General features: G+C 43.7%; 28 protein-coding genes. 11 read left to right on the top strand and 17 right to left on the bottom strand.

What is annotated here, in order from left to right:
• Window positions 1-681, bottom strand: a complete 681-nt coding sequence (locus tag LKE40_11045; protein MCH3917965.1) for a GntR family transcriptional regulator — start codon at window positions 679-681, stop codon at window positions 1-3.
• A gap of 191 nt (window positions 682-872) precedes the next feature.
• On the opposite strand from LKE40_11045, the gene larA reads away from it, so the two are divergent.
• The 7 genes from larA (at window position 873) to LKE40_11010 (ending at window position 7,599) form a co-directional block, all read left to right on the top strand.
• Window positions 873-1,922, top strand: a complete 1,050-nt coding sequence (gene larA, locus LKE40_11040) for a nickel-dependent lactate racemase (protein ID MCH3917964.1) — start codon at window positions 873-875, stop codon at window positions 1,920-1,922.
• Window positions 1,906-2,145, top strand: coding sequence for a hypothetical protein (locus LKE40_11035; protein MCH3917963.1), 240 nt, complete (start codon window positions 1,906-1,908; stop codon window positions 2,143-2,145). The genes larA and LKE40_11035 overlap by 17 nt, the downstream gene beginning before the upstream one ends.
• Before the next feature lie 3 nt (window positions 2,146-2,148).
• Window positions 2,149-2,481, top strand: coding sequence for a UxaA family hydrolase (locus LKE40_11030; GenBank protein ID MCH3917962.1), 333 nt, complete (start codon window positions 2,149-2,151; stop codon window positions 2,479-2,481).
• A 12-nt stretch (window positions 2,482-2,493) separates the two neighbouring features.
• Window positions 2,494-3,666, top strand: coding sequence for a UxaA family hydrolase (locus LKE40_11025; protein ID MCH3917961.1), 1,173 nt, complete (start codon window positions 2,494-2,496; stop codon window positions 3,664-3,666).
• Window positions 3,667-3,705: 39 nt separating this feature from the next.
• Window positions 3,706-5,085, top strand: a complete 1,380-nt coding sequence (locus tag LKE40_11020) for a GntP family permease (GenBank protein MCH3917960.1) — start codon at window positions 3,706-3,708, stop codon at window positions 5,083-5,085.
• A gap of 244 nt (window positions 5,086-5,329) precedes the next feature.
• Complete coding sequence (locus LKE40_11015) at window positions 5,330-6,265, top strand: ketopantoate reductase family protein (protein MCH3917959.1); 936 nt, start codon at window positions 5,330-5,332, stop codon at window positions 6,263-6,265.
• 140 nt (window positions 6,266-6,405) lie between these two features.
• Entirely contained in the window at window positions 6,406-7,599 is a 1,194-nt protein-coding gene (locus LKE40_11010) for an amidohydrolase (GenBank protein ID MCH3917958.1), read from the top strand.
• A gap of 128 nt (window positions 7,600-7,727) precedes the next feature.
• Here the strand turns inward: LKE40_11010 and LKE40_11005 are convergent, their stop codons facing one another.
• The 8 genes from LKE40_11005 to LKE40_10970 all read right to left on the bottom strand — a co-directional run bounded on the left by LKE40_11005 (window position 7,728) and on the right by LKE40_10970 (window position 14,241).
• Window positions 7,728-8,789, bottom strand: coding sequence for an ABC transporter substrate-binding protein (locus LKE40_11005; GenBank protein MCH3917957.1), 1,062 nt, complete (start codon window positions 8,787-8,789; stop codon window positions 7,728-7,730).
• A 14-nt stretch (window positions 8,790-8,803) separates the two neighbouring features.
• The gene (locus LKE40_11000; protein ID MCH3917956.1) at window positions 8,804-9,874 is read right to left on the bottom strand and encodes an ABC transporter ATP-binding protein; all 1,071 of its coding nucleotides are present in this window, start codon (window positions 9,872-9,874) and stop codon (window positions 8,804-8,806) included.
• A gap of 15 nt (window positions 9,875-9,889) precedes the next feature.
• Window positions 9,890-10,687, bottom strand: a complete 798-nt coding sequence (locus LKE40_10995; protein ID MCH3917955.1) for an ABC transporter permease — start codon at window positions 10,685-10,687, stop codon at window positions 9,890-9,892.
• A complete protein-coding gene (locus LKE40_10990) occupies window positions 10,677-11,516 on the bottom strand; it encodes an ABC transporter permease (GenBank protein MCH3917954.1) in 840 nt (279 codons plus the stop codon). Before LKE40_10990 ends, LKE40_10995 begins: the two co-directional genes overlap by 11 nt.
• Before the next feature lie 539 nt (window positions 11,517-12,055).
• The gene (locus LKE40_10985) at window positions 12,056-12,571 is read right to left on the bottom strand and encodes a hypothetical protein (GenBank protein MCH3917953.1); all 516 of its coding nucleotides are present in this window, start codon (window positions 12,569-12,571) and stop codon (window positions 12,056-12,058) included.
• A 115-nt stretch (window positions 12,572-12,686) separates the two neighbouring features.
• Complete coding sequence (locus tag LKE40_10980; protein ID MCH3917952.1) at window positions 12,687-13,508, bottom strand: MBL fold metallo-hydrolase; 822 nt, start codon at window positions 13,506-13,508, stop codon at window positions 12,687-12,689.
• Between the two features lie 23 nt (window positions 13,509-13,531).
• Complete coding sequence (locus LKE40_10975; protein ID MCH3917951.1) at window positions 13,532-13,996, bottom strand: carbohydrate ABC transporter permease; 465 nt, start codon at window positions 13,994-13,996, stop codon at window positions 13,532-13,534.
• 89 nt (window positions 13,997-14,085) lie between these two features.
• On the bottom strand, window positions 14,086-14,241 hold the full coding sequence (locus LKE40_10970) for a hypothetical protein (protein MCH3917950.1): 156 nt from the start codon (window positions 14,239-14,241) through the stop codon (window positions 14,086-14,088).
• 93 nt (window positions 14,242-14,334) lie between these two features.
• Between LKE40_10970 and LKE40_10965 the strand changes: the two genes are divergently transcribed.
• The gene (locus tag LKE40_10965; protein MCH3917949.1) at window positions 14,335-15,474 is read left to right on the top strand and encodes a transposase; all 1,140 of its coding nucleotides are present in this window, start codon (window positions 14,335-14,337) and stop codon (window positions 15,472-15,474) included.
• 168 nt (window positions 15,475-15,642) lie between these two features.
• On the opposite strand, the gene LKE40_10960 is transcribed toward LKE40_10965, so the two are convergent.
• From LKE40_10960 to LKE40_10950, 3 genes are all read right to left on the bottom strand, one after another.
• A complete protein-coding gene (locus tag LKE40_10960; GenBank protein ID MCH3917948.1) occupies window positions 15,643-15,996 on the bottom strand; it encodes a hypothetical protein in 354 nt (117 codons plus the stop codon).
• A complete protein-coding gene (locus LKE40_10955) occupies window positions 15,993-16,889 on the bottom strand; it encodes a sugar ABC transporter permease (protein ID MCH3917947.1) in 897 nt (298 codons plus the stop codon). The genes LKE40_10960 and LKE40_10955 overlap by 4 nt, the downstream gene beginning before the upstream one ends.
• A 90-nt stretch (window positions 16,890-16,979) precedes the next feature.
• Window positions 16,980-18,230, bottom strand: coding sequence for an extracellular solute-binding protein (locus LKE40_10950; GenBank protein MCH3917946.1), 1,251 nt, complete (start codon window positions 18,228-18,230; stop codon window positions 16,980-16,982).
• A 361-nt stretch (window positions 18,231-18,591) separates the two neighbouring features.
• Here LKE40_10950 and LKE40_10945 point away from each other — a divergent pair, with 361 nt between their 5' ends.
• Entirely contained in the window at window positions 18,592-19,086 is a 495-nt protein-coding gene (locus LKE40_10945; protein MCH3917945.1) for a hypothetical protein, read from the top strand.
• Window positions 19,087-19,469: 383 nt separating this feature from the next.
• On the opposite strand, the gene LKE40_10940 is transcribed toward LKE40_10945, so the two are convergent.
• Window positions 19,470-20,420 (bottom strand): LacI family transcriptional regulator, encoded by a 951-nt coding sequence (locus LKE40_10940; protein MCH3917944.1) that lies wholly within the window; start codon window positions 20,418-20,420, stop codon window positions 19,470-19,472.
• A 413-nt stretch (window positions 20,421-20,833) separates the two neighbouring features.
• Here LKE40_10940 and LKE40_10935 point away from each other — a divergent pair, with 413 nt between their 5' ends.
• Window positions 20,834-21,034 carry a hypothetical protein gene (locus LKE40_10935; protein MCH3917943.1) on the top strand — a complete coding sequence of 67 codons (201 nt, stop codon included), beginning with the start codon at window positions 20,834-20,836 and terminating at the stop codon, window positions 21,032-21,034.
• 244 nt (window positions 21,035-21,278) lie between these two features.
• Here the strand turns inward: LKE40_10935 and LKE40_10930 are convergent, their stop codons facing one another.
• The 4 genes from LKE40_10930 to LKE40_10915 all read right to left on the bottom strand — a co-directional run bounded on the left by LKE40_10930 (window position 21,279) and on the right by LKE40_10915 (window position 25,041).
• A complete protein-coding gene (locus tag LKE40_10930; GenBank protein ID MCH3917942.1) occupies window positions 21,279-21,740 on the bottom strand; it encodes a hypothetical protein in 462 nt (153 codons plus the stop codon).
• Window positions 21,741-21,989: 249 nt separating this feature from the next.
• Window positions 21,990-22,928: an ABC transporter permease gene (locus tag LKE40_10925; GenBank protein MCH3917941.1), complete on the bottom strand. Its 939-nt coding sequence runs from the start codon at window positions 22,926-22,928 to the stop codon at window positions 21,990-21,992.
• Window positions 22,921-23,868 (bottom strand): ABC transporter ATP-binding protein, encoded by a 948-nt coding sequence (locus tag LKE40_10920; protein MCH3917940.1) that lies wholly within the window; start codon window positions 23,866-23,868, stop codon window positions 22,921-22,923. Before LKE40_10920 ends, LKE40_10925 begins: the two co-directional genes overlap by 8 nt.
• A 12-nt stretch (window positions 23,869-23,880) precedes the next feature.
• The gene (locus LKE40_10915) at window positions 23,881-25,041 is read right to left on the bottom strand and encodes an NEW3 domain-containing protein (protein ID MCH3917939.1); all 1,161 of its coding nucleotides are present in this window, start codon (window positions 25,039-25,041) and stop codon (window positions 23,881-23,883) included.
• A gap of 231 nt (window positions 25,042-25,272) precedes the next feature.
• Between LKE40_10915 and LKE40_10910 the strand changes: the two genes are divergently transcribed.
• Window positions 25,273-25,710 carry a C-GCAxxG-C-C family protein gene (locus LKE40_10910; protein ID MCH3917938.1) on the top strand — a complete coding sequence of 146 codons (438 nt, stop codon included), beginning with the start codon at window positions 25,273-25,275 and terminating at the stop codon, window positions 25,708-25,710.
• Window positions 25,711-25,816 lie beyond the last annotated feature (106 nt).

Here is a 25,816-nt window from a genome sequence, read left to right as displayed (position 1 = left end):
TCAGCTGTCTTTTTCCTTCTTTTTATTGATGAAATATGTATTGATTTCCTCACTTGCAAGATTCAGATGTTCTTCATTTGTGGCAACAGCAGTAGAAACATCATCGGAAAGGATAGCATCAATGATCTTTACATGTTCCTTGATCGAATCGGAAAAACGGACTTTGCTTTTCAAGGAAATGACTCTGAAAGGTGAAATAAGCACAGAGTAACGATGGAAGGAATCACTTACGATATCATTTCCCGAACAGTCGACAATGTATCTGTGGAAACGGGCATCCACATCCACATAGGCTGCAAGCTTGTCATACGTAGCATTGTCCAGGAATTCCTGTCTGAACAGACGGAAGGCTTTTTCATTGGCAGGGGTAAGTGAAGGGATAAACTTTCCAAGAGCATAGGACTCGACAAGTACCCTATATTCAAAGATATCAAGGACCTGCTTATGGGAAAGCTGGCGGACTTTGATCGATTTGTTGGAAACACTCTCCAGAAGACCCTCTCCTGTCAATTCCGTAATGGCGCAATGTACCGGAGAACGGCTTACGTTCAGTTCCTTGGCAATCTCAACCTCATTTATTCTTTCTCCTGGCTGATAGGCACCATTCATGATGTCTTGCCTCAATACTTGGTAAACCTGGTCCTTTATGGACAAGATCGGTCGCTTCGTTTTCCTTTCCATTATGAAGATATAATAGCTAATTTACCCTGCTAAGACAATAGTAAATATTTTCTAACAACCTGAAAAAGGAAATTCTGTCAGAAGGATCAAATAGAAAAAAACAAAGGACATGTTACATAGACAATTCTCTTGACACAAGGAAAATCAGATGTATAATGCATGCATAATAATTTATGCAACAGGAGAAATACATGCATTCATTTTCACTCCCCTATGACAGGCAGGTCATGCCAATGCAAATTGAAAATGATCGGTTTGAGGGAGTACTTACCGTCCCTGACAAAAACAAGAAACAGCAGGAAAGCCCTGAAGAGATTGTCAGACGAGCTCTGGATAACCCCATCGGAACAAAAACCTTACCGGAACTTGCAAAGGGAAAACAGAAAATAGTCGTGGTTACCAGTGATCACACAAGGGCTGTTCCAAGCAGCACAACAATGCCGATAATTCTTGAACAACTCAGGAAAGGCAACCCAGACGCCGATATTACCATCCTCATTGCAACAGGTCTGCATCGGGGTATGTCAAAGGAAGAACAGGTCGAACGATTTGGGAAGCAAATTGCCGAACACGAAAAAATCATCAACCATCAGGCCTTTGAAAAAGATAGCTGTGTATACTTGGGCACATTGCCTTCAGGCTCAAAATGTGAGATCAACAAGCTGGCAGTTGAAGCCGACTTGCTTATTGCCGAGGGCTTCATTGAACCTCATTTCTTTGCCGGATTCTCCGGTGGAAGAAAAAGTATCCTGCCCGGTATTGCCTCTGCCGCCTGTGTAAACATCAACCACAGTGCCAGACAGATAGCCGATCCGAAATCAACGACAGGTATTCTTGCAGGGAATCCTATACACGAGGATATGGCCTGTGCAGCAAGGATGGCCCATCTGGCCTTCATCCTCAATGTATTGCTGGACACACACAAGCAAATTGAAACTGCATATGCAGGAGATGTGGAAGCAGCACATGCACAGGGATGCCGAAAGCTCTTGGAAGACAACGGCGTAGCTGCACTGAAAGCTGATATCGTCGTGACTACCAACGGAGGATTTCCTCTTGACCAGAACCTGTACCAGTGTCCTAAAGGTCTTGCAAGTGCACTGGAATGCGTAAAGGAAAAATGGTATCGTCATTCTCGTTGCGGCCTGCAAGGAAGGTCTTGGCGGAAAACATTTCGAACAAATGATGCAGGAAGACACTCCGCAAGAAAGACTGGACCGCATCATGAAGACAGCACCTGAAGATACGATTCCTGAACAATGGTGCGTACAGCGTTTCTGTGCAGCTTTACTGAAATACAAAATTATCCTGGTGTCCTCACTGCCACAGCAACTGGTAGAAAAGATGGGCTTCCTTTATGCCGATAATATCGATAAAGCACTTGAGACTGCATACAGGCTCAAGGGTCCGACAGCAAAAGTAACCGTAATTCCTGATGGCGTTGCGGTAATCATAAAGAGGTAAAACATGGTCAAAGCAATCAAGATCAATGAGAAAGACAATGTCGCAACAGTGTTCAGCGATGTACACGCACCGGAAGATGTCGAAGTCTTTGACAAGAAAGGTGACTCAAGCATCGTACATGTCCTGGATGATATACCATATGGACACAAAATAGCATTGGTAGATATCACCGTAGGACAACAAATTACCAAATATGGTGAAGAAATCGGTATTGCCAGCAAACCGATTGCGAAAGGCCGTCATGTGCATATACAGAACATAGAAAGTATCCGTGGCCGTGGCGACTGGAACAAAGACAAACAGGCACAGATCATCAAAGAAATGAATAAGCACTGAGGAGCAGCACAGATGAAAAAGCAATATACCTATTTCGGTTATGAAAGAAAAGACGGTAAGGTCGGCAGTCGCAACTATGTTGCAGTCCTGCCGGCAGTAGTCTGTGTAAATGAGGTAGTCGAAGCCATCGTTGCCGAAACCGTCGGTACACAGGGCATCCTGCATCATCAGGGATGTTGCCAGACACCTCCCGATCTTACCAGGACTACCGAATGCCTCATCAAGGTCGGTGAGAACCCGAACGTAGGAGCAATCCTGATTGTCAGCCTAGGTTGTGAAGGCGTCGATACCGATCGTCTTGAACAGACACTGAGGGAAACAGGCAAACCTGTAGAAAGAGTCAATGTACAGGAACTGGGAGGCACGAGCATTGCTATCAAGGAAGGCATTGACAAAGCTCAGAAACTGGTTCGGGCAATCAGCGGGATGCAACGCACGGAAGTTGATATTTCACGGATGGTCATGGGTATCAAATGTGGTTCTTCCGATACGACCAGCGGCATTGCCTCGAACCCTGTCATCGGCTATGTGGCAGACAAGATCGTCGATGCAGGCGGTACCGTGATGTTTGGAGAAACAACTGAATTCATAGGGGCAGAACACATACTCAAGAGAAGAGCCAGAAATGAATTCGTTGCCAGTGAAATCGACAGGATCGTCCAGCAGATGGAAAACAGGGCAAAGGCAATCGGCGTAGATATGCGCAAAGGCCAGCCGACCCCAGGCAACATCAAAGGCGGACTGAGCACCATTGAAGAGAAATCATTGGGAGCCATCGTCAAATCCGGTACAAAGCCCATAGAGGGCGTCATCGAGTACACCGACGTGCCGAAAGGCAAAGGCCTGTGGATCAAGGATTCTCCGGGAAGAGAAATCGAATTGCTTTCAGGTATGGCAGTAGGAGGAGCCCAGGTAATCCTGTTCTCCACCGGACGTGGCGCCCCCCAGGGATTTCCCGTGGTTCCTGTCATCAAGATATGCGGCAATCCTATTACGTATGGCCGCATGAACCACGATATGGATATAAATGCAGGATTGATCACGTTAGGAGAACGTTCAATTGAGCAAATAGGTGAAGATACCTTCGACTTGCTGCTAAGAGTTGCAAGCGGAGAAACCAGCAAAGGTGAAGCCATCAAATATACCAAGTCGATGGACTTCTACATGCTTGGTCCAGTGATCTGAGGTACATAGGCAAGGAATTAAAAAGGAGGATATTCCATTATGTCAACAGATGTAAGCGTCGTACGCGTATTGGTTGGACTGGGATTGGCAATCGGCTTGATCTTTTATTGTTCTACAAAAACAAAGATTCATGTATTCGTTGCAATGATCATCGGATCAATTGTAGCAGGCCTGGCAGTCGGTCTTCCGGTAAACAAGATTGTCGTCGCAATAAAGAATGGATTCGGAGGAACTTTGGGTTCCATCGGTATCATAGTCGGTCTGGGCGTGATGATGGGAGCCGTATTTGAGGCAAGCGGAGCTGCAACCCGCATGGCCACGACTTTCATCAAACTGCTTGGAGAAGGCAAAGAAGATATCGCAATGGCAATCACAGGCTTTCTTGTTGCAATACCTGTCTTCTGCGACAGTGCATTTGTCATCCTTTGCCCTCTGGCAAAATCACTTTCAAGGAAAACAGGACGAAGTGTCATTACCATCGGCTGTGCATTGGCAGCTGCCCTACTCACAACACATTCCTTGGTCCCGCCGACACCTGGCCCGTTGGCAATATCCGGGTATTTCAGCCTTGACCTGGGAAAATTCATCTTATTAGGATTGATATTCTCCATACCTATTGCCATTGCCGGTATACTCTATGCCAGATGGATAGGCAAAAAACTCTATCGGGTACCCGATCCCAATGACATGAGCGTATTGATTGATAGAGAATATACCAAAGAAGAAATGAAATATGAAGATTCAATTTCGGATAAAGACCTTCCCAATACATTTGTTTCGTTCCTTCCGATTTTCCTGCCGATCATACTGATCCTGACGAAAACAATTTCCTCGGTAGCCGGTATAGAAGGAACAGCAAAGACTGTCATTACCCTCATCGGTGATCCCGTGGTCGCAGTGCTCATCGGTCTTCTGGTTGCCATTTATGGGCTAGGTGGCAAGATTGACCGCAAGAAAATGGTTTCCATGCTCGACAAGTCAATCGAACAAGCCGGTATCATCATCTTCGTCACTGGTGCAGGTGGTGCACTTGGGCAAGTGCTCAAGGACAGCGGAGCTGGTACCGTATTGGCAAACATGATGATCAAATCCCATATCCCAGGTATCCTGCTACCGTTCTTCATGGCCTATCTGCTTAGGATAGTGACCGGGTCAGCAACCGTCGGCATGCTTACCGCAGGTTCGCTCACAGCACCGGTCATGCTCCAGATGGCTTCAGTCAATCCATACCTTGCAGGTTTGGCTTGCTGCATCGGTTCCATCGGTATCACGAACGTCCATGACAGTTACTTCTGGGTCGTCAACAAGACCATCGGTCTGTCTGACATGAAAGAAATGTATGAAAACTGGTTCGGATGCGTACTTTGTCTTTCGACAGTAGGGTTCGTCGTACTGATGATCGGCAACTTATTCATGTAAAACTCCAATCATTACGATTTCCTATTGTTGGTTGGTTGTTGGGAAGATGTCCTTTTCAATGAGGACATCTTCTTTTTGTCTCTAATTTTCAAGACTACCCTGCTTTTGACTGATATGCCTCTTGGACTTCTTTCCGACAGATAGATGATTTGAGTATTTTTATATTTTAATATACAGTTCTTATAAATATCCATTGAAATTCAGAAAATAAAATACAACTATGAAGACCATGAGGAATTGATACATGGAATTTAAAACGGTAAGCATCATTGGTTTGGGTGCGGAAGGCTGCGTAGCTTATCATGCTATTCGCCAGCGACTCAGGAAGGAACAGATTCGTGTACTTGCAGAAGGGAAAAGAGCCCGACGCCTCAAGGAAGAGGGGGTAGTAATCAATGGAACAAAACATGAACTCAATGTGGTCGCCCCAGGAGAAAGCGGCATGGTTCCCGATTTGTTGATCATAGCAGTAAAAAGCTATCAGTTGGATGATGCATTGGAAGATATCAGACGAGAAATCGGGCCCGATACGGTGCTTATGAGCCTCATGAATGGTTTGACCAGCGAAGAGATCCTTGCAGAACATTTCGGAAAAGAAAAAGTCATCTACAGCCTGAGCAGGATCAATGCGAACAAAACAGGAAACCATGTAGACTTCAAGCCTGTCGGCCAGGTTTTAATCGGGGAAAAAGATGGACAGCCTACGGAACGTATCTTGAAAATCCATGACCTGTTTTCCAAAAGCTTGCCTTGTGAAATCAGCCCGGACATACAGTTGGATATTTGGCGAAAATATATGTTGAACGCCGCCTGCAATACCGTGGAAGCAATCTTCAGAGGCCAGCACCTATGGTTCCAACGGGTACCCGAAGCCTGCGATGCAATGGAATGCATCATGCAGGAAATCGTCTCGCTCGCAAATACCATGGGAATCAAGCTCAGCCAGCAGGACATTCGTAACCTGGATAACTTCTTCGATGCCTACGCCCCTACAGGGAAATGCAGCATGGTACAGGATGTCCTCAACAAGAAGCAGACGGAAATCGATATGTTCATGGGAGAAGCCCTCAGGCTGGGAAAACTCCACCATGTAGACCTCCCGGTCTGTCGCTTTGTCTATGACATATTGAAGACCGTAGACAAAGTGAATGCAGGAATCCTGGAAGGAAATGACACGTAGACCCAGCGGTATCATGATTTCTTGGATTTCAAGAAAAGAAACAGAAAAACACCAAGTAAATGCAGGTGATATCTCCATCTGGGTTTACACTGACTCATGTGGCAGATATCATGGATATACCAAATACAGAGGATTTACATATGATTGACCTGACAAATGAAGTAGCTGAGGAAGCTGCTTCGACAATTGCCTTCAGAAGACATTTCCATAAACATCCTGAACTATCATTCCATGAAGTCAAGACTTCTTCCTATATAGAAAGAACATTGAAAAGTTTTGGCAATGACATTGAAATAACAAAACCTACACAGACCAGTGTCCTTGCAACCCTTACCTCCAAAAGGCCAGGTCCTGTATTGCTTGTCCGTGCAGATATAGATGCCCTGCCCATACAGGAAGAAAACGAACTTCCGTTCCGTTCTGAAATTCCGGGGGTAATGCACGCCTGCGGGCATGATGGACATGCTGCAATGTTGTTGTCCGCCACCAAGATACTGCAGGATCATCTTGATGACCTGTATGGCGAAGTACGGATGCTTTTCCAACATGCTGAGGAAGTTCCTCCCGGGGGTGCCATTGAAATAGTCCGCTCCGGCGTCGTTGATGATGTAGATGAGTGTTTCGGCTTGCATCTGAGTTCAAATTATCCGACAGGAAAATTGGGATGGTGCAAGGGAATACTGACAGCCAGTACGGATAAGTTTTCCATTTCCATCATAGGAAAAGGAGGGCATTCTGCCATGCCACAGCAGTGCATTGACCCTCTGCCGATAGCAGGACAGATTATCCAGGCACTCCAGACCATTCCATCAAGGAACATTGACCCCAACGACATGCTTGTGCTCAGCATATGTGAAATACATGGGGGTAACGCCTATAATATCATACCTGATACCGTGACGCTTTCCGGTTCCGTACGGAGCTTCAGCCCTGAAGCAAGAAAAACGGCGGAACAAAGGATCAAGGAACTTTCAGAGGGAATATGTGCCGCATCCAAGGCACAGTGCCAAGTTACGTATGAACTGGGCTATGACAGTGTCATAAATGAGGAACATCTTTCCGATTGGACCAAAGATTTCATCATAAATCAGTTCGGGAAAGCTACCTTGCTTGAAATCAAGCCTATAATGCCGGGAGAAGATTTCTGCTATCTCAGCGAGAAGTGTCCGTCATTCTTCGTGGAACTGGGAGCACGTTCCGTAGAAAAAGGAATCATCTTCCCTCACCACAACCCGAAGTACCTTATGGATGAAGATGCCCTTTCCTTGGGTGTCGAATATCTTGTTTCATTGCTTCTGAGCCGATCAAAGTTCCTAGCACAGCACGAAGGATAAAACAAAAGCCTATCGACTCTGATGGTTGCCATCCGACACTTGCTGTACGATTCCTGTATCATGGTAAAAAACGGAGCATCTGATGTTGATGCTCCGTTTTGTCTTATTCTTCAGGAAAAAAGAAACAATCAGTTGGCAATTTCCTTTTGGAACTGCTCAATCCACGTAGCCTTGTTGCTGTTTATATAATCCAAATCAAAGACTTTCAAAGCCTTGAAAGCATCTTCACCGCTTGCAAGATATTTTGCTTTTTCCTCACTCATTGTAGCCTTGCTGTTACAGGGTGCTTCACTCAGCACATCAGCAACCTTGTTCTGAACATTTTCGCTGATAAGATACTGGATAAACAGTTGTGCAAGCTTAGGATTCTGACAGCCTTTGACTACATTTGCTGTTGCAGCAGCAGAGAAACTGCCTTCCTTCGGTGTCACCCACTTTATGTCAAGTCCAGATTTCCTCAACAAAGGTACGTTCATATCCATAAACACTGCGACAGCAATCTCACCAGTGGTAAACCCTGTCTGAACCGAACTGCCGGACATATAGAAATCAGCTATCTTGCTCTTTTCCTTCTTAAGCAATTCCATTGCAGGAGTCACATTCTCCTGGCTACCTCCAAGATCCTCAGCAAGGGAAACCAAAAGATAGGGACCTGCAGTACTGGCCATATCAGGAAGACTGATCAATCCGTCATAGTTGCCATTGAACAAATCCATATAGGAAGTCGGCGCAGAAACAGCATCGGCATTATAAAGAATTCCATAACGGACCAATGAATAGCAAGGGCCATAACCATCAGCATTCTTTGCAAAGTCATATAAGTCGTCATAACTGGTTACTACAGACTTGTCAATTTTGTCAAATAGTCCCTTCTCTATACCGATGGAAGCAAAATTATCAGACAGAATAGCAACATCAATCTCCGGATTGTTTTTCTGTGCAATAAGCTTGTTCAAACGATCTGAGTTGCCGCTTGTCTCGTCAATTACGATATTGCAGCCATACTTTTTTTCAAAATCTTCAGAGAGCTTCTTCAGATTTCCTGCGCTCCACCCCCATGTGGCTACTACAAGATCCTTACCTTTGTAAGGATTTGCAGCATCAACATTCTTTTCATCCGTACCATTTGCAAACAGAGGGAAACTCAACGTTGCAAAGACCATCAAAAGAAGCAATAAATTTCTTTTCATTTGTACGTTCCTTCCTATTGGAATTTTTTATATATCCTCAGTTCATCTGAGACCAACAAAACACCTGTCCTATCACCTGTCTTTCCATTGAACTCATTGACATGAAGTATAATCGGCTTGCTGAAGATTCCCTCGACTTCTACGTGATAATAGTTGCCTTTGTAGATTATGTTTCCTACGGTTCCCACGACTGCATGTTCTGCAGATGGGCTGACAAGACGAATCTTCTCAGGCCGGACGGCCATATAGGCGTCCTCCCCCTCCCTGACATCAAAACATTGACACCTGTCAATATCTATCGATTTCTCAAGATTGTGTATTTCCACTGCAACAACATTGTTGTCAATCCTGCCGATCCTTACAGGAATAAAATTTTCGAAGCCCATAAAATCAGCTACAAAAGGATTGGTAGGTTTTTCGTATACTTCACGTGGCAGGTTTTCCTGTATAATTTTTCCCTTTCGCATGACAACTACTTTATCAGCAAGGGAAATGGCTTCCTGCTGGTCATGGGTAACAATTATTGTAGTAATCCCAAGCAACCGTTGGATCCTTTTGATTTCGGTCTGCATGTTTACCCTAAGCTTTGCATCCAGATTGGAAAGAGGTTCATCAAGAAGCAATATCGAAGGCTTGACCACAAGAGACCTTGCCAAAGCAACACGTTGCTGCTGCCCGCCGGAAAGTTGCTTGGGATAACGGCAGCCAAGCCCCTCAAGTCCAACCAGCTTCATCATCCCTGCGACTTCTTTCTCTATTGCTACCTTATCCATCTTTTTAATTTTCAAGCCATAGGCAATGTTTTCAAAGGCGGTCATATGGGGAAACAATGCATAGTTCTGGAAAAATATACCTATATTCCTCTTATAGGCAGGAATGTCATTGACCACATGGCCATCTACTTTTATCACACCTTCATCAGGTTGGATAAAACCGGCAACCATCCTCAATGTAGTTGTCTTGCCACAACCGCTTTCCCCCAGCAATGCAATCATCTCGCCATCTTTGACAACAAGATTCAATTTATCCACGGCCGTCAGCGAACCATAATTTTTCGTAATACCTTCAAGTTCAAGTAATGCCATCTGTTCTCTCCTACGTCACTTTAGGAACATATTAAGCCCTACCACTTTTTCTATGATAGCTACTATCACCAAAGAAAAAAGAATAAGCAGGGTCGATATTGCAGCCAATGTCGGGTCAAAGGCAAATTCCATATAGTTCATGATCCTGACAGGCAAGGTAATAAACTTCGGCGAATTCAGCATGCTCGCTAGGACAGCTTCGTCAAAAGAATATAAAAACGAAAGAATTGCTCCCGATACAATTCCTGACTTTATCAAGGGAAGCGTGATATCAAAAGTAGTACGGTGAGGACTGGCACCTAACGATGCCGCAGCTTCCTCAAGCGTCCAATCATAGGTCGTCAGCATGGAATAGGTATTTCTGAAGATATACGGCATGATGATGATAAGATGCCCAACAAAAATTCTGATTATAGCCGGAACCCTTCCCATCATGGCAAAAAGCTGCAACAGAACCAGAGCAAATGTAATTGAAGGAATATACATCGGAGAGGCAAAGAAAACTACCAAGGGTTTCTGCAGTTTCACCCGATACCGTGTCACGGCCAAGGCTGCCGGCACCGCAATAAGCATATCAATTGCAGTTGCCGCAATACCGACCTCCAAGCTATCGGCAAGTCCGCTGATAAAGTTCCCTGAGGATGAAATTATGTTTCTGTACCAAGCCAGGGAAAATCCCCTGGGAGGGAAAGTTACCAAGGCCGTCGGGCTGAACGAAGCCAATACAATTACCAAAAGCGGGGCAATCAGGAATATAATCGCCGCAATTGAAAATATCTTTGTGAAAAGGCCAGGTCCACCATTATTGCGCATATCCATCTTCTCCTATTCTTCTGTTGACCCTAGCTTCCAATTGATTGAAGAAAATCAAGAAAATCAATATGAAAAAGAGCAGCACATAACTGATGGCAGATGCCATCCCCCAATTGAAATTGATACTTACTTCCTGGAACACCATCGTTCCGACCATAAGAAAAGTTGCACCGCCAAGCAATCGTGGGGTAACATAACTCGTCATACTCAGCGTAAACACCAAGATAGAGCCCGAAAGTATGCCAGGAGAAGACAAAGGAAGCAACACTTTGAAAAAAGTCTTCGCATGGTTACCTCCCAAGCTTTGTGAAGCATCTTCAAGGTTCCTGTCAATCCCTTGGATGATGCCAGCCAAAGAAAATATCATATACGGAAGCAAGAGATGTACAAGACCGATGATGACAGCTGTAGAGGTATACATAATCTTGAGCGGTTCATGGATAAGGCCTACAGACAACAGAAATTGATTAAGCAATCCTTTTTTCCCAAGTATAACCATCCATCCATATGAACGGACTACAGATGAAACAAGAAATGGGAAGAGAATGACAATCATGATGATATTCTTCACCTTTGATTCCGTCCGTGCGACAAAGTAAGCCACAGGATAACCGACCAACAGACAAACAAGGGTCGTAATAAGAGAAATCCTGATCGTATTCAAAAGTATTTTCAAATAAAAGGGATCAGAGAAAAACTTGATATAATTTTCGATACCTCCGTTTTTCAGAGAGGTAACCAATATAAATATCATCGGTACGACGAACAGAACCAGCAATACCAATACAATCGGAAATACCAAATAGAAAAATTCTTTCTTCTTATTCATTTTTTCCCTTTGAAACTACAAGAGGCAGAAATCCTTTCCTGATTACATCCTTGACATTGGTTACCTAAAGATTAAAAGGTTGGTGTTCAGTCGTTGCATCTGCCAAATCCTTCAGCATAGATATCTACATCCGTTTCATTTATATTAGGAAAGATTATGGATAAAAATCCAAATAGTTGCAACTTTTATCAATGAAAGAGCTAAAAATATCAAAAAAGAAAGCATTTCATCTCAAAAATGTGCTTATTTCTTGACTTGTCAGGCAAGGATACTTCCATTGCAATCGAATATAGCAACAGACATTAGCTTATACAGATGCAAATGCATACATTCCCTTGTAACTTGACGACAGTTTTAAATATCAAGCTATAGATATACTATTTTATTATATTGCAAATAATTGTATTACATGACTAGTATGTAATAGCAGATTAATATAGCTTAAGGCAAGTATCATGAGGAAGCCATCGACAATTCCCTAAACTTAGCTAGGTATCATGTGCTCAGTGCTTCGTAACTCTGACAAAAATCAAGAATCATCATTTGCAGAGAATTGGTAAATATTGCTTCCAGTCGGCATCTGAACTACTTTGGCAGAACAAGTCGCGGTATTTGACGATATTTGTATCAGTCAATGCACAGGTCAGCAGCGTTTCGACCTTCATGTACAGATCCATGGGTTTGCTGTTGATGAAAGAGAACAGGTTGAGGTAACCGGAGATATTTTGCCTGTTGAAACCGGAATGGGCATGCAGAAACCACTGGAGATAGAAGCATTTCCGATTTATCGGATCCAATGGGTTCTCACTGTCAGGCATTCCCTTGAGGTCACATGAATTGAATGCATGGTCTTCCAGGCCGAGCTTCCTTATCAATATGCCGTGTGCTCTGTCCTTGTCGTGGTACAGGCTGGCTCCATGTACGATATGGATGGCAAACGTAGCCTCGGTCTTCTTGTACGCGGTATGATGAAAAATCTTCTTGACAGTGGAAACAGGCAGCTTGTGGTTGTCGAATACGGTATTGATAGTAACGGAACAGAGCCTGGTCAACATTATGACAAAAGCAAGACACAAGTAATGTAAAGGTATTCAGGCTAATTTTGCATAATTATCCATCTAGAAAAATCTATTACGGATTTAGAAAATTGTTGACAACTACACCCATACCCTAGACTTCAATCTCAAGTCCATCATAGGCAACAGTATATCCGCGAGAAGCAACTAATTGATTAAGTTCCTCATAAAGTAATCCACCATTGTGGGAAAAATGGTTAAGTACTACAGTTGTATCAGAACAGCAACATCCCATATCTGTCAGCTTTTCTACCAAAGATATATCGTCTGAAAGACCCATATGATAATGTCCATCATTAAGCCTCCCCATCGTACAATCGAGACTGAGTAAGTTGCAGTGTTTACCATAAAGGTATGAGAAGGTAACTTCAGGGAAAAAACCTGTATCATGGGCATAGACCAATCTTTTTCCCTCTTTCTCTAATAGATAAATATAGCAATGTTCGTTTGGATCATGAGTAGCCAACAATGCTGTAACTGTAATCCCCTCAACCTCAAATGGTTTGAAAGGTTCTAGATACTGAAATTCTACAGCGTTTTTATCCTGCAAAAAATGTTGAGCAATTAATTCCTGTCCTTTCTTTGTAACTTTATCGTTCCCATATACTGTTAATTTTCCCGCATAATTGAATCCATAAGGAGAAGATCTAAAAATAAAATCCCAAGGATAAAAATGGTCCTGATGTGAATGAGTTACAATAATAGATGAAATAGTGGCAAAATTTAGCTTATAAGACTGCATATGTGTGTAACTATCAGGTGGATAATCAATTAATAGTTTCCCATCAATGAGTGCCTGGGATCTAGTCCGTAAGTTTTTCCCACCGGCAATTCGTGCTTTACGGCATAAATCGCAGTTACAAAACACTGCAGGAATTCCTTCAGCTGCAGCAGTTCCTAAATATTGAATTTTCATAAATCAATTTCTCCTAATTTCCATCAGTCCTTCACAGCACCATTTGTCAAACCACCAATAATATCTTTTTGCATAAACACATAAAATATCATAATCGGTAACATAGAAATAACAAATGCTGCAAAAGCCAAAGCATAATTTGTTGTATATTTTGATTGAAAATTATATTGATAAAGTGTTAATGTCCAATTTTTCCATGTTCTATTAAGAATAATTAAGGGCATCATAAAATCATTCCACATCCATAATCCATTCTTAATTAACACAGTTGCTATGATAGGACGCATTAATGGAAAGATAATAAGTCGAAATGTCTGTGCAGTAGTCGCACCATCAATACAAGCTGCATCTTCCATACTCCTAGGAATCGAATCAAGAAAGCCAACATAAAGGAACACCGCCTCGCAAGTTGAACTTCCAATTGCTAACAATATCAATCCTGTAGTATTCATCATTTTTAGTCTACTCATCAAAATGACTAGTGGCATCATTTTAACTTGAAACGGAACAAATATACCTGCAAGTAGAAAAAAATATAAATATTTATGAGGTTTTTGCAAAACTCGAAACTGATGGGTCAGTGTGCATAAATATGCAGTTTTCTCAGCAGGATTCCCGGCCTGTGCCCGGAAGGGAAAGAAAGGGGAGAAACTGAGGGGAAGGCTGCACCGGCATGCCATGGTGCCGGGAGGACAGCCCCGCCCCGTACGGCAAAGGACAGGTGTACCGTCATCTTTTTCTTGAAAAACAATTCTTTTTAGGGTATGAAAAAAGGCTCGCTTTTGATATACTTTGATTGTAAAAAAGAATAAAAGGAGCCTTTACCATGGATAGTACACCGAACCGCCTTTCACTGCAACCCCTCCTCTTCGACCGGCAGGACCTGTGCGGCTGCTTCTTCCTTGAGCCCACCCCGAAGGAGGTGGAGTTCCTGCGCTACTGGCAGGCACTGGTTGCCCTGGTCCCCACGCGGCTTTCACGGCCTGCGGGAGGGCGTACCGGGCGCAGGGGCTACAGCCTGATGGACATACTGGCGGTGCGTGCGGTGCTGCTCTTCTTCCGCCTGGACACCGTCACGGCTGCGGTTGCCCTGCTGCAGTCGAGCCCGAACCTGAGGACGGTGACACAGCTGGGGCGGGTACCCAGCCCGTCGTCGGTGAGCAGGCGGACGTCACGGCTGCTGGAGGAGATGGACTTCCGGGGGATCCATGACCGGCTGTGCAGGCAGTTCTATGCAGGCAGGACGGTGTGCCACCTGAGCCTTGACAGCACGCCCGTGGATGCACGGGAGAAGCCTGCGGTGAGGGCGAAGCGGCAGAAGGGCCGGAGGGGCCGCCCGAAGGCCGGCAGCGCAGAGGAGAAGGCGGTGCAGGAAAGGAAGGGGCAGGAGGCACGCCTGGTGCAGCTGCGCGACAGCGGGGACCCCCATGCCTACCTGGCCACGCTGGAACAGCGGTGCACGGTCACGGGGAAGCGGAACAGCAGGGGGCACATGCAGTGGCGCGTGGGCTACAAGGTACACCTGGCAGTGGACGACAGCGGCATCCCGGTGGCCAGTGCGGTGACGGGGGCGTGCGTGCATGACACGCAGCCGGCGATCCCCCTGCTGCGCATCGCCGCAGGGCGGTGCACCTGGCTGTATGCCCTCATGGACGGTGGCTACAGCAGCGGGGCGATCAGGGACAGGGTGCTTGCCATGGGCAGGGTGCCGCTCATCGACTTCAAGGCCGACCGCAACGGGGCCAAGGAGGAGATGGACCCTGCGGGACGCGCCAGGTACCGGGCACGGACCACGGTGGAGCGTACCAACAGCGAGCTGAAGGAGTGTTTCCTGCCGAAGGCGCTGTACGGCCGGGGGCCGAGGGCACGTTTCGACCTGCGGCTTGCGGTGCTGCTGCTGACCGTCAAGCGGATGGGCAAGGTGCTGGAAGCACGGCAGCAGGCGGCAAGGAAGAAGAGCGCATAGCAGGAAGGAATGGAAATGATGGCAGAGTGCAGGCACCCGGGAGGGCGTCCGTCCTGCGTGTGCGCGCAGGCCTGCGGCAGGCCATGAAGGCTACGTGATGCGGCCGGTTTCCATCCCCTGCAGCTGTCAGGCATGGCTTCTGCATGGATATGCATCATCCGTGAATATTTATTCAGGCATTCGTGAGTTTTGCAAAAACCTCTTATATATTTTATTTTTTGGCATTGATCTTGAAATTGCATAACTCATCATTGGCATAACAAGTAAGCCAACCAACAATGTACCTACTGTTACATAAATTGTATTGACAAATGCAACATAGTATTTAGGAGAACTTATTATTTGCTTGAAATTTTCCAAGTAAAAAGTCTTAGGAAAAGCAAAAAAATTTGCAGCACTTTCTGCAACCGTCTTAAATGGAATGATAAATGTCAGGTAAATCGGAAGTACAATCAATATTCCGCCGCAGACAAGAAATGAATATCTGACAATTCCTGTTACTTTATTATTTCTTCTGTTCATAATACAACCTTTTTTCTGTTGCTATAGGAAATCTGTAAAGCCGATATTACACAGATAATCAATCCGACAAAAATTGCTTCAGCGATACTATAACTGAATTTTGTTTCAGTAAAACCATGAAGATATATAACATATGCAAGACTAATTGTCGAACCGGCAGGTCCACCTCCTGTCATTGCCATGATATTATCAAAAACCAACAAACCACTTTTTAAAAACAATACTAAAACAATTGTCAATGTTGGATAAAGAAAAGGTAATTTTACTTTCCAGAAACATTGCCAACTATTTGCTCCCTCAATGCTTGCAGCTTCAATTTGTTCCATTGGTATAGTTTGCAAACCAGCAAGAAAAAGAATCGTTGGAATAGGAATAGATTGCCAAATATGTACAAAAAGCACCCCCCAAAAAGCTTTGCTCGGAGTTGAAAGCACACCTTTGAGAAAAACTAAGCCAGTCGCATCCGCAAGTATTGGAAGAGCTCTATAATAAATCTGGTTAAAAATGAGTCCAAGTGTAAGCATACTTAAAACTGCAGGGAAAAAGTACAATGCTCGGAAAAAAGTAATTGACTTCCCTTTGTTGTCTAAGGCAATGGCAACGAACAGGCTCAATGCAGTCCCTGTAACTAACAAAGCAAATGCATATCTAAAAGTAAAGCTCATTGCATTGAGAAAAGTATCATCATGAAATATCTTCATATAATTTGCAAAAAACACATTATTGAAATGAGGGCTAAACCCATTCCAGTCTGTAAAGCTATATCTTATACCCATCAAAATAGGAAAAATAGAAAAAAATGTATAAAAAAATAATCCCGGTATCATAAAGAAAATAAATGTACGAGATTTCGTCCAAAACGAATGAATTTGAATATTATCATGTCGTGCCATCAGTTGCTCCTTGGATATTCTCGACGTTTCTCAAGAGCTTCCAGTAGACAACAGCCTATGTTGCCTACTACGAAACTCTCTCATCCTACTCTATTTATTATAGTAATCTTTAATGATCTTACCACAAGAAGCAAGGAATGCATCAACATTTTTATCTATGTACAGTTGTTGTGCAGGGACCTTCAGTTGATCACGCAATCCGTTAGGCCAAATATTGACAGGGGTGAGGAATATTTTTCCCTTATTAAGATAATTATCTACAATTGATTTAAAAGGAACTACATTATAATTGACACCTTTGATAATATTCGGAGTTTTTTCTTCATCTGCATATAATTGTGCATTATTAGTCTCAGAAAGGAATGTAAGGAACTTAAGGCATGCATCCTTATGAGGAGTCGTAGCTGAAATACTATAAGCAGTATCAATATTGATTGGAACCCTTGTTTCTCCTCCTGTCGGATTTGGGAAAGGAATCATTTCAAGTTTTGTATCAATATTAGGATCACTCGTTTCAATAGTTCCCAAAGACCAGCTCCCCATAATAAACATAGCGCATTTTCCACTTGCTACATCCGCCAGAGAATCATCATAAGAAACAGCCATCGAATCATCATAGCTATACTCATGCAACTCTACCATCATTTTTGCGAAAGTCCGCAACGTTGAAGAATCCGCAACAGCAAGTGACCCATCAGCAATTTTCTTAAATTCACTGTCATTGTCATTGTTAATAACACCAATCAATCGTTCAAGAATTTGTCCTATAGTCCAAGTATCTTTATCTGCAAAAGAAATAGGTATAATACCATGTTGTTTAAGAGCTTTACAATCGCTGATTAGCAAATCATATGTTGTAGGTTTCGGCAAATTATATTTCTCTAGTATATCAGTCCTTACATACAACCCAAAAATACTTAAAGTAACAGGAAGTGCAAAATCTTTTCCATCAGCTTCAGCTATTTTCCGTACAAATTCAGGTACTTGATCTAAAAATTTTTGACCCGTCAAATCAGCAAGGAATCCCTCTGTAAACACTTTTTTATAAAACGGAGTAGCAGGAAAAATATTCGTCACGTCAGGAACATCCTTCGATGCTAATCGGGTCTTAAATACAGTTTCATTATCAGGAACAAAAGTTTGAGTAATTTTAATATCCGGATTCTGTTTCTCAAAATTATCTACCAAAGTTCCCATTACACCCTGAGCTTCATTTTTCATTGAAAAGAATTCAATTCCAACAGGTCCTTCTTGTTTTTGTTCCTGTGACCCTTGTGCCACTAATGGTGTGAAAGCAAGACATGCAATCAATATTGACATAATAAATACTCTAGTACGCATCTAACACTCCTTCTGAAATAATAGCTATACAAAAAATGATTCATTTAAACCTGACAAAGCAAATTGGAAGCGCTTCCATACAATACAGTATAATGTCCATTAGCCGTATATGTCAATTTTATTTTATTATATTTGCAGAAATCTAATTGATATTATAGATATATTACGTACCTAATATTTTTTATATAAAGAATCTACTTGTTAATCGCTCTGCTAAAAATGTCCAAAATTGGCACTACACTTTTGATCCCAATTCTTCCTTGAAATTTCATGGATCAAGGTTTGGAAAATCTCAAAAGTCTTGTAGCGTTCTTTGACTTGTTTGTTTGGAGTTTCAACTATGACAGTTCCATTTTGTTTCTTGAAACATATCAAAAACTGGGTTCTGCCTATGATCTTCGAAAGCGAATGGCGTTGTAAATGTCAAGAAGATTTTCAAAGTATTGTCGACGACATAAAACGCAGACTTGGTGACCTTCCCAAGATGCAGGGGAAGAATCATACAAAAGGGGCTTGTGTACTTCGTTCTCACGGAACCTTCAGCAGATACATCGTTCGGACGAAAGTTGGCATATTCAGAATTGACAAGGCAAAGATTGCATTTAAGATTGCCATGGGCTACAAGCAGCTCTCTGAAACTGCAAAGATGTTCAGGGACATAAAGGATGTGCTTGAGATCCATCCTGTGTACCACATGATAGACGACAGAATCAAATTCCACATCCTCATTTGCTGGATGACAATGGTCCTAGTCCGATATGCTGAAGAGAAAATAGTCTTGACCTATTTCTCAATCTCCCAAACCCTTAGAGGCATTACAGCAAAACTGATTAAAACAAAAAGCTCTACGCTATGATGCACCTCACAGATTTCTGATGAAGCGAAGAAACTGTTCTCGAAGCTTTCGTTGAAGGTTCCCGGCAAAGTTCTAGAGGTGGGCCAAAGGTATAGTACAGACAGATTCAGGCAGATCCTGATCTAAATTATTTACAGAGATGGATTAGTTCAGGTTTCTTGTACTACAAACTGTTCAACGCCAGCCCAAGTCAGAACTGAGAATCCTGCTACACACATTGCTTCATACATATTGGCAATATGCCTAGTACCATAGAACACAATCCTATTCGTACAAGTTTTATGTCCCGTAATTAGCATAAATTATTATGATTTGTTGCTGGATATTGGTAAAAACCGCAATAACCGTGCTTAGAACTTTTAAAAAGCATATTCACTTGAATATCAACTGTTCCTATCTACCAGAAAAGGTCTGATACATTTTTGAATTAAAACTTTTTCTCCGTTTTTACCATTCAAAAAACGAGAAATAGCAACAACAACTTCACATGCAATAAGATGGGGATCCTGAGAAACCGTGGAAAAACCTATATAACGGGAAACTTGTAACCCATCAAAGCCTATGACATGGATTCCTGCTACATGACAATTGCGTAATTCTTCTATCACACCTGCAGCTATTTCATCACAATAACAAAATACACCATCAATTTGTTGTTCATGCAAGATAATTCGTGCAATATCTCTTCCCGCTTTCTCTTCCAATGCCCCATCAAAAATAGGAATATCAGTGATTCCATTCTGATTAGCAACTTCAGAAAATCCCTTAAAACGATCAAAACTAGATTTTGAATGATTTTTATCAGCAATATAACAAGGATGACAAACTTTTTTCCCAAGAAGATATTGTGCAGCAATACGACCACCTTCTAAATTGTCTGTATATATGCATTGGTCCTCTTTCTCTGAGGAACTGACATATAGATGTTCTATGTTACGATATTTTAGCAAATCAAGTTCAGTATCATCAAGCTTAAAATTAAAAATCAAGAGAATAGAAATACCACTTTCCAATACATTACGAATAATTTTTTCATTATGCTTTTCATAATTAAAAATCAACAAATTCATTTTCTTTTTCCTAATTTCCCGATAAATAACTTCAAAAATCTCAAAATAAAAGTGATTACCAATATCTGGAAGGAGAATACCTATCGTAGTATCAGGAACAGAATTTCTAGCTAATTTTGCAGCAACAATATTGGGAGTATATTTATATTTATGGGCAATTGAAAGTACTTTACTCTTGGTTTCATCTGAAACATGGCTATCATTGTTAAATACGCGTGAGACAGTTCCTAAACCGACACCAGCTTCTTTTGCAATATCACTCATTTTCCTTTTAATTTCCATATTTCTCCTCTTTCTGCATTTTTGCTATATTATAAATGAAAAAACAAGGCCTAGATGTTAATTCTAATACTAAATCACAACTCCACAGCATAAACAGCATTAAAGGTTCAAGAAAGCAGTGCTATACTTTCAAGCTTAATTTTTCCACAGAGGTACCAGCACCAAGATTTAAGAGTATGTCTACCCGAAAGAATCAAAAGTACTTTAACCAGCCTGTCCAGTGTTTTTCTAATAACGGCATCGCCTTATTTCCTAAAGTGTATCAAGGATTAAGTACTACTAATAATTTTCAGGGAATGAGTACTTACACTTAAATAGACATGAATTTGACTCCATACTTAGAAAAAATCAATTTTACAGATATGGAGCGTTGCACATACAAATCGGAAGTCATAATGGAAAGTATAATTTATGTAGGGGTGGATTTAAATAATTCTACTAATAAAATTTACATGTTCGATAAGGAGCACAATCACTATCTGGAAGAAGCTACAAGGATGAAAGCTAAAAAAGAAAAGCACAGTCCGTACGGCATTACTCGTCAGGCAACAGGAGCAGAGCCCGTCGATCATAGCCTATGCGAACAGGGGTTCTAGGCGGGTGAGAGGCAGGATCACACAGCTGGGGAAAAAGGGCAAGAACTGCAATGTGGCGATGGTGGCGGAGACACGGGAAATGGCCTGCTTCATCTGGGATATGACTAACACATGGGTCTGCTACCTGATATCGAAACAGAAAATATCTTAGTATGGACAGAAAATCGAGTAGGTCGGGTTCTCCGGATCACCGGAGAACCTTTCCTCTCACACCACCGTACGTACCGGCCTGGTATACGGCGGTTCAATCAAATCCGGATCCCAGCGTTAGCTGGCGACTTTCACGTACACGTCTGTCTGTCTCCATTCTCCTGGCATGCGCCTGCCTGTAACAGGCTTCGATGTCAAGCAATCCGTACTCTCGGATTATCGTCGATTTCGGAATGGATGCATTGAGCACTGCCTTGCTGGAACACCAGTGCCTGTTGCTGGAATAGGCATGGAAGTCGTTCAGCATCTCCTCCCTTCTCCCAGGCTTCTTCCATTGCTTCCATAGACATTGGCGGATTCTCCTGTGGATCCGGGACTGTTCTGTCCTCAAGGTATCCTTTGATGGACCCTCCTGACCGGCTGAGGCTTGTACTTCCTTGCCAGGATCCGTGCCCAGTCCTCCCGCATGTGGCCGTCGACTCCCGCACTGCCATTGTTTCGTTTCACGTCCTGCACGGCTATTCCAATGTTGTCGGGACAGAGCATACTCTCGCAAAGCTCCGTGTCCGTTTGTCTACGACCGTCAAACAGCATCATTGCAGCCTAAGGTTGCCCCGAAGACCTCCCCGGTTAAGAATGTTGTCTTTCATCCCATGCAGCCACTTCATCTGCACTCCTGCATCGCAACCTGCAACGGACTTCCACCCTCTGGATAACACCCATGCCGGGCAAACCAAAGGGAAAGGGTCTGCCGCCATGGCAGACCCCTTCGAAGATACACAATCGAAAAGTCCTGTAGAAGAACCTACATTCTGATTTCCATCCGCTGGAATTTCGCATATCCAAGCGTAAATACCAAGATAATTGCAGCAACAAATGAAGTCAGCTGCGGCCAAATCAGTAACAAGCTCTGTCCGAACGGAAGCGGAGAACCACCCAGGGCTCCCTGCATCTGGTAGAACAGGACGACTCCCAGAGACCTGGTCGTAGGATTCAGGATTGCAATCGAAGCTTCACTATAGAGCACATACGGTGAGAAACGAGACAGGACTGAATAAGTCCTTGCCGCTACCACCTGGCTTCCTCCGGCTACTCCATATGCAATCAACTGAGCGATGATAGGCCAGAAAATCATGAAGAACAGCCACAGGGCAATGGATACCAATGCAGATGTAGCACTCTGTCTGAACAGAATCGAGAACCACATTGCTATCACAAACCACAGCACACCGTATAGCAAGGTTATCAGAAGGAAGATCAAAGCCCTCCCTATCTGTTCACCTGTAGGAGGCACGCCAAGAAACAGCATTGCGCAGCCGATAACCAGCAACCAAAGAGCCAATAGCACCAAAGCCATGGCCACCAAAGACCCAAGGCCCTTGCCAAACAGCAATACATCCCTGTAAATCGGTTGTGATAGTACCCTACCCAATGTACGATCCTGGAATTCCTTGCTGATAGCATCAAATCCCAACGCTATGCCAGTCAAAGGTACCAAGAAAGACATCAACGACAAAAAAGAGGGAATAGGATTGCTTGAACTGGTAAACAAGCTCAACAGCAGAAAGGAATCCTCATCAACATAGCTTTTCATCGTCTTGGCAGCCACATAGATGCTTGTACCTGCCGTCAAGAGAATCAAGAGGGTAAGGACAATCATCCTGATGCTTCTGGTGAAATCCTGAAGTTCCTTGGCAAAGACTACCCGAAGCCCTGTCAGGGCAGAACCTTCTCGCTCACTCATTTGCTACCTCCTTGAAACAGGACTTGTAGATGTCATCCAACGAATGAAGCTGCAACGTCACAGATTCGATGTTGATACCCTTGTCCACCAGTACCCTCACCAATGCAGAACGTACATCAGTCGAACATTCGAGGTACCAAGCCTTACGATCCTGAGAATCAAGCTTGGTAACACCAGTCATCCCCTTGACTACCGATGTGATATCCATCGGTTTTTCAAGCCGTAGCTCAACAATCTTGCTGTTGCCGAACTGGCTTTCAGCCAATTCTTCTATAGTCCCGCTCTGGATCAACTTGCCTTCGCTGAAAAGCCCAGCCCTATTGCAGACAGATTGGACCTCATTAAGCTGATGACTCGAAAGCAACACCGTCATACCGAACTCATCCCTGAGTGAACTGATTGTATCAAGGAATTCACTGACACTTTCAGGATCAAGGCCTTGCGTAGGTTCATCCAAGATTGCAATCTCAGGTTGTTTGACAAGAATTTCCGCAAATCCAAGCCTCTGCTTGAGACCATGGGACAGCGTACGGACTTTATCATTCCTCCGTGCAGTCAGATGCATGCGCTCAAGGGCTCCGTCAATACGTTTGATGCGTTCCTTCCTAGGAAAGCCCAAGAATTGGGTGGTATAATCAATGTTGTCATACACACTCATGTTTTCATAGAAACCTACGGTGTCCGGCAAGTATCCCACATGGCGCTTCACTTCCAAAGGTGTACGGAAGGGATCGTGCCCCAGGACGCTGACTTTACCATCGGTTGGTTCAAGCAACCCCAGAAGCATCAGGATCGTCGTAGTCTTGCCGGAACCGTTGGGTCCCAGCAGACCGAACACTTCACCACGGTTGAGGGCAAAGGAGATGCCACCCACGGCAACTTTGCCGTTAGGATAGATCTTCTGCAGGTCTTGAACATTTACAACTTGTTCAATAGCCATATCCGAGCCCCCTTATCTTCTCCCGAATTTCTTGACAGCCAGCAACAGAATAATGACTGCACCGGCAATGATGAGTATTGCAACCAAGCCCCAAAGTGAACTTGTCTTGATCGTCACACGGAACTGCTGGGAAACCCGGCTGCTGCTCGTGCTGGCATTTGCAGTAAGACCATAGTCACCGGTAATAGCCTGGCTTGACGGATTTACCGTCATCTTGACCTTGGTAGTAGCTCCAGCAGCTACAGAATCAAGCTTGCTCGGAGTGAATGTTACATTCCAGTTGGAAGGGCTGGAAGCAGTCAGGGATACATCTTTCGCATCGGCAGTACCACTGTTCTTCAACTCCAAAGTAAACACCTTTTCCTTGCCTGCTACAGCAGAGAAACTAAGAATCCCATTTTCGCCGCTAAGTGCAAGTTTCGGCTGACCTTTGACCTGCAAGGTTACAGGTACAGCTGCGCTGGTAGTTGCAGCCTTGGCAATGACTGTTACAGGATAACTACCTTCAGATACACCCTGAGGAGGTGTCACTGTAACTTTCATGGTCTTTGTTGCGCCGGCAGCGATACTGACTGTGCTCATTTCCTTGGATCCATACTGCTCATAGAACGCCGCCTTGAATCCATCAGGTACCGTCGCATTGAGATTGATCAAAGTCTCTGCGGCACTGTTGTTGTGAAGAGTCACCTGGAACGTAAAATCCGAATCAGGAGCACCGTTTATGGTTTTCAATTCGGTAGTCAGGGAAAGACGCTCAGGAAGTTTTTGTCCGAGAAGTACGGTCAGCGGAAGGCTGTAAGTAGCATCCTTTCCATTAGCCGTAACATTGAAGTCATAGGAACCGGCCTTGACTCCGTCATTGGGGATAACCCACAACTGTACATCAACGGGGTTGTTCGGAGCAGCAAAGACAGCACTTACTTGTCCGCCACCGCCGACAAACTGGTAATCCCATCCTTTGGGTAATCCGCTGACCGAAAGATCGACACGACCCGGTGCCATGTCGTAATTGTTTACTTTCAAATCAAAGACAATCATATCACTGTCACTGACATTCAAAGCAGGATACGAAGTTGAAACCGACAACCCTTCGTATGAAGCCAGCAGCGGAGCCACGCAAAGTAGAATCATTCCGACTACGGCCACTAGTGTTTTCTTTCCCATAAGCTTCATAGCACTTATGCCTCCAAATTAATTACGTATGGGAATATTCTATAGATTTCTGCTCAGAATGAGTGTAGACTTCACAGGATACACATAAAACTACTTCTTTCTACACACTCTGTACACATTTTTGGGGCATATCTGAAAGCTATTCCTTACCGGGCTTATCTCCATTGTTCCTTGCATTGACAGGTAATGCTGATGCAGGTATCCTGTCTCAAATAAAAAGGAAACGGATTGATGAAAACAGTGGATTATTACCAGGAAAAAGCTCAGTCACTGCACAATGAGGGCTATAATTGTGCTCAATCTGCATTGATTGCCTATGAAGAATTGTTACCGGACTTTGACCGGCCTACACTTGTCAGGATTTCTGAGGGCTTAGGTGCAGGCATCGGTGGCCATAAGGGTACCTGTGGAGCAATTACAGGCAGTGCCATACTCCTTTCCCTGCTCACTGCCTCAGGCGATGTCGAACACAACCTGTCAAAACAAAAAACCTATGAGTTGGCCGGAACCTTGGTCAACAGATTCGAAGAAACATGCGGCAGTACCACTTGCGCGACCCTCAGAGGCGAGGATAAGGAAAACGGGGAACCACTTCTTTCCTGTGCCCAGTGTATCAACCACGCCATAGCCATTTCAGCAGATCTGATCAAGGAACAGCATCTTCAGTAACCTGACAATCTCTCATAACAGGATTCCTGAAAATATTTTTTAAAACACAAGACATCAACTTGCAAAGATATTTCAAAGGAAGTTATCATGAGTTCATGATGGCAGG

The organism is Spirochaetia bacterium, assembly GCA_022482625.1.
GTDB lineage: Bacteria > Spirochaetota > Spirochaetia > Sphaerochaetales > Sphaerochaetaceae > Pleomorphochaeta.
The sequence above is the reverse complement of the archived record's forward strand: the minus strand, read 5'-3'. Positions and strand labels throughout refer to the sequence as shown.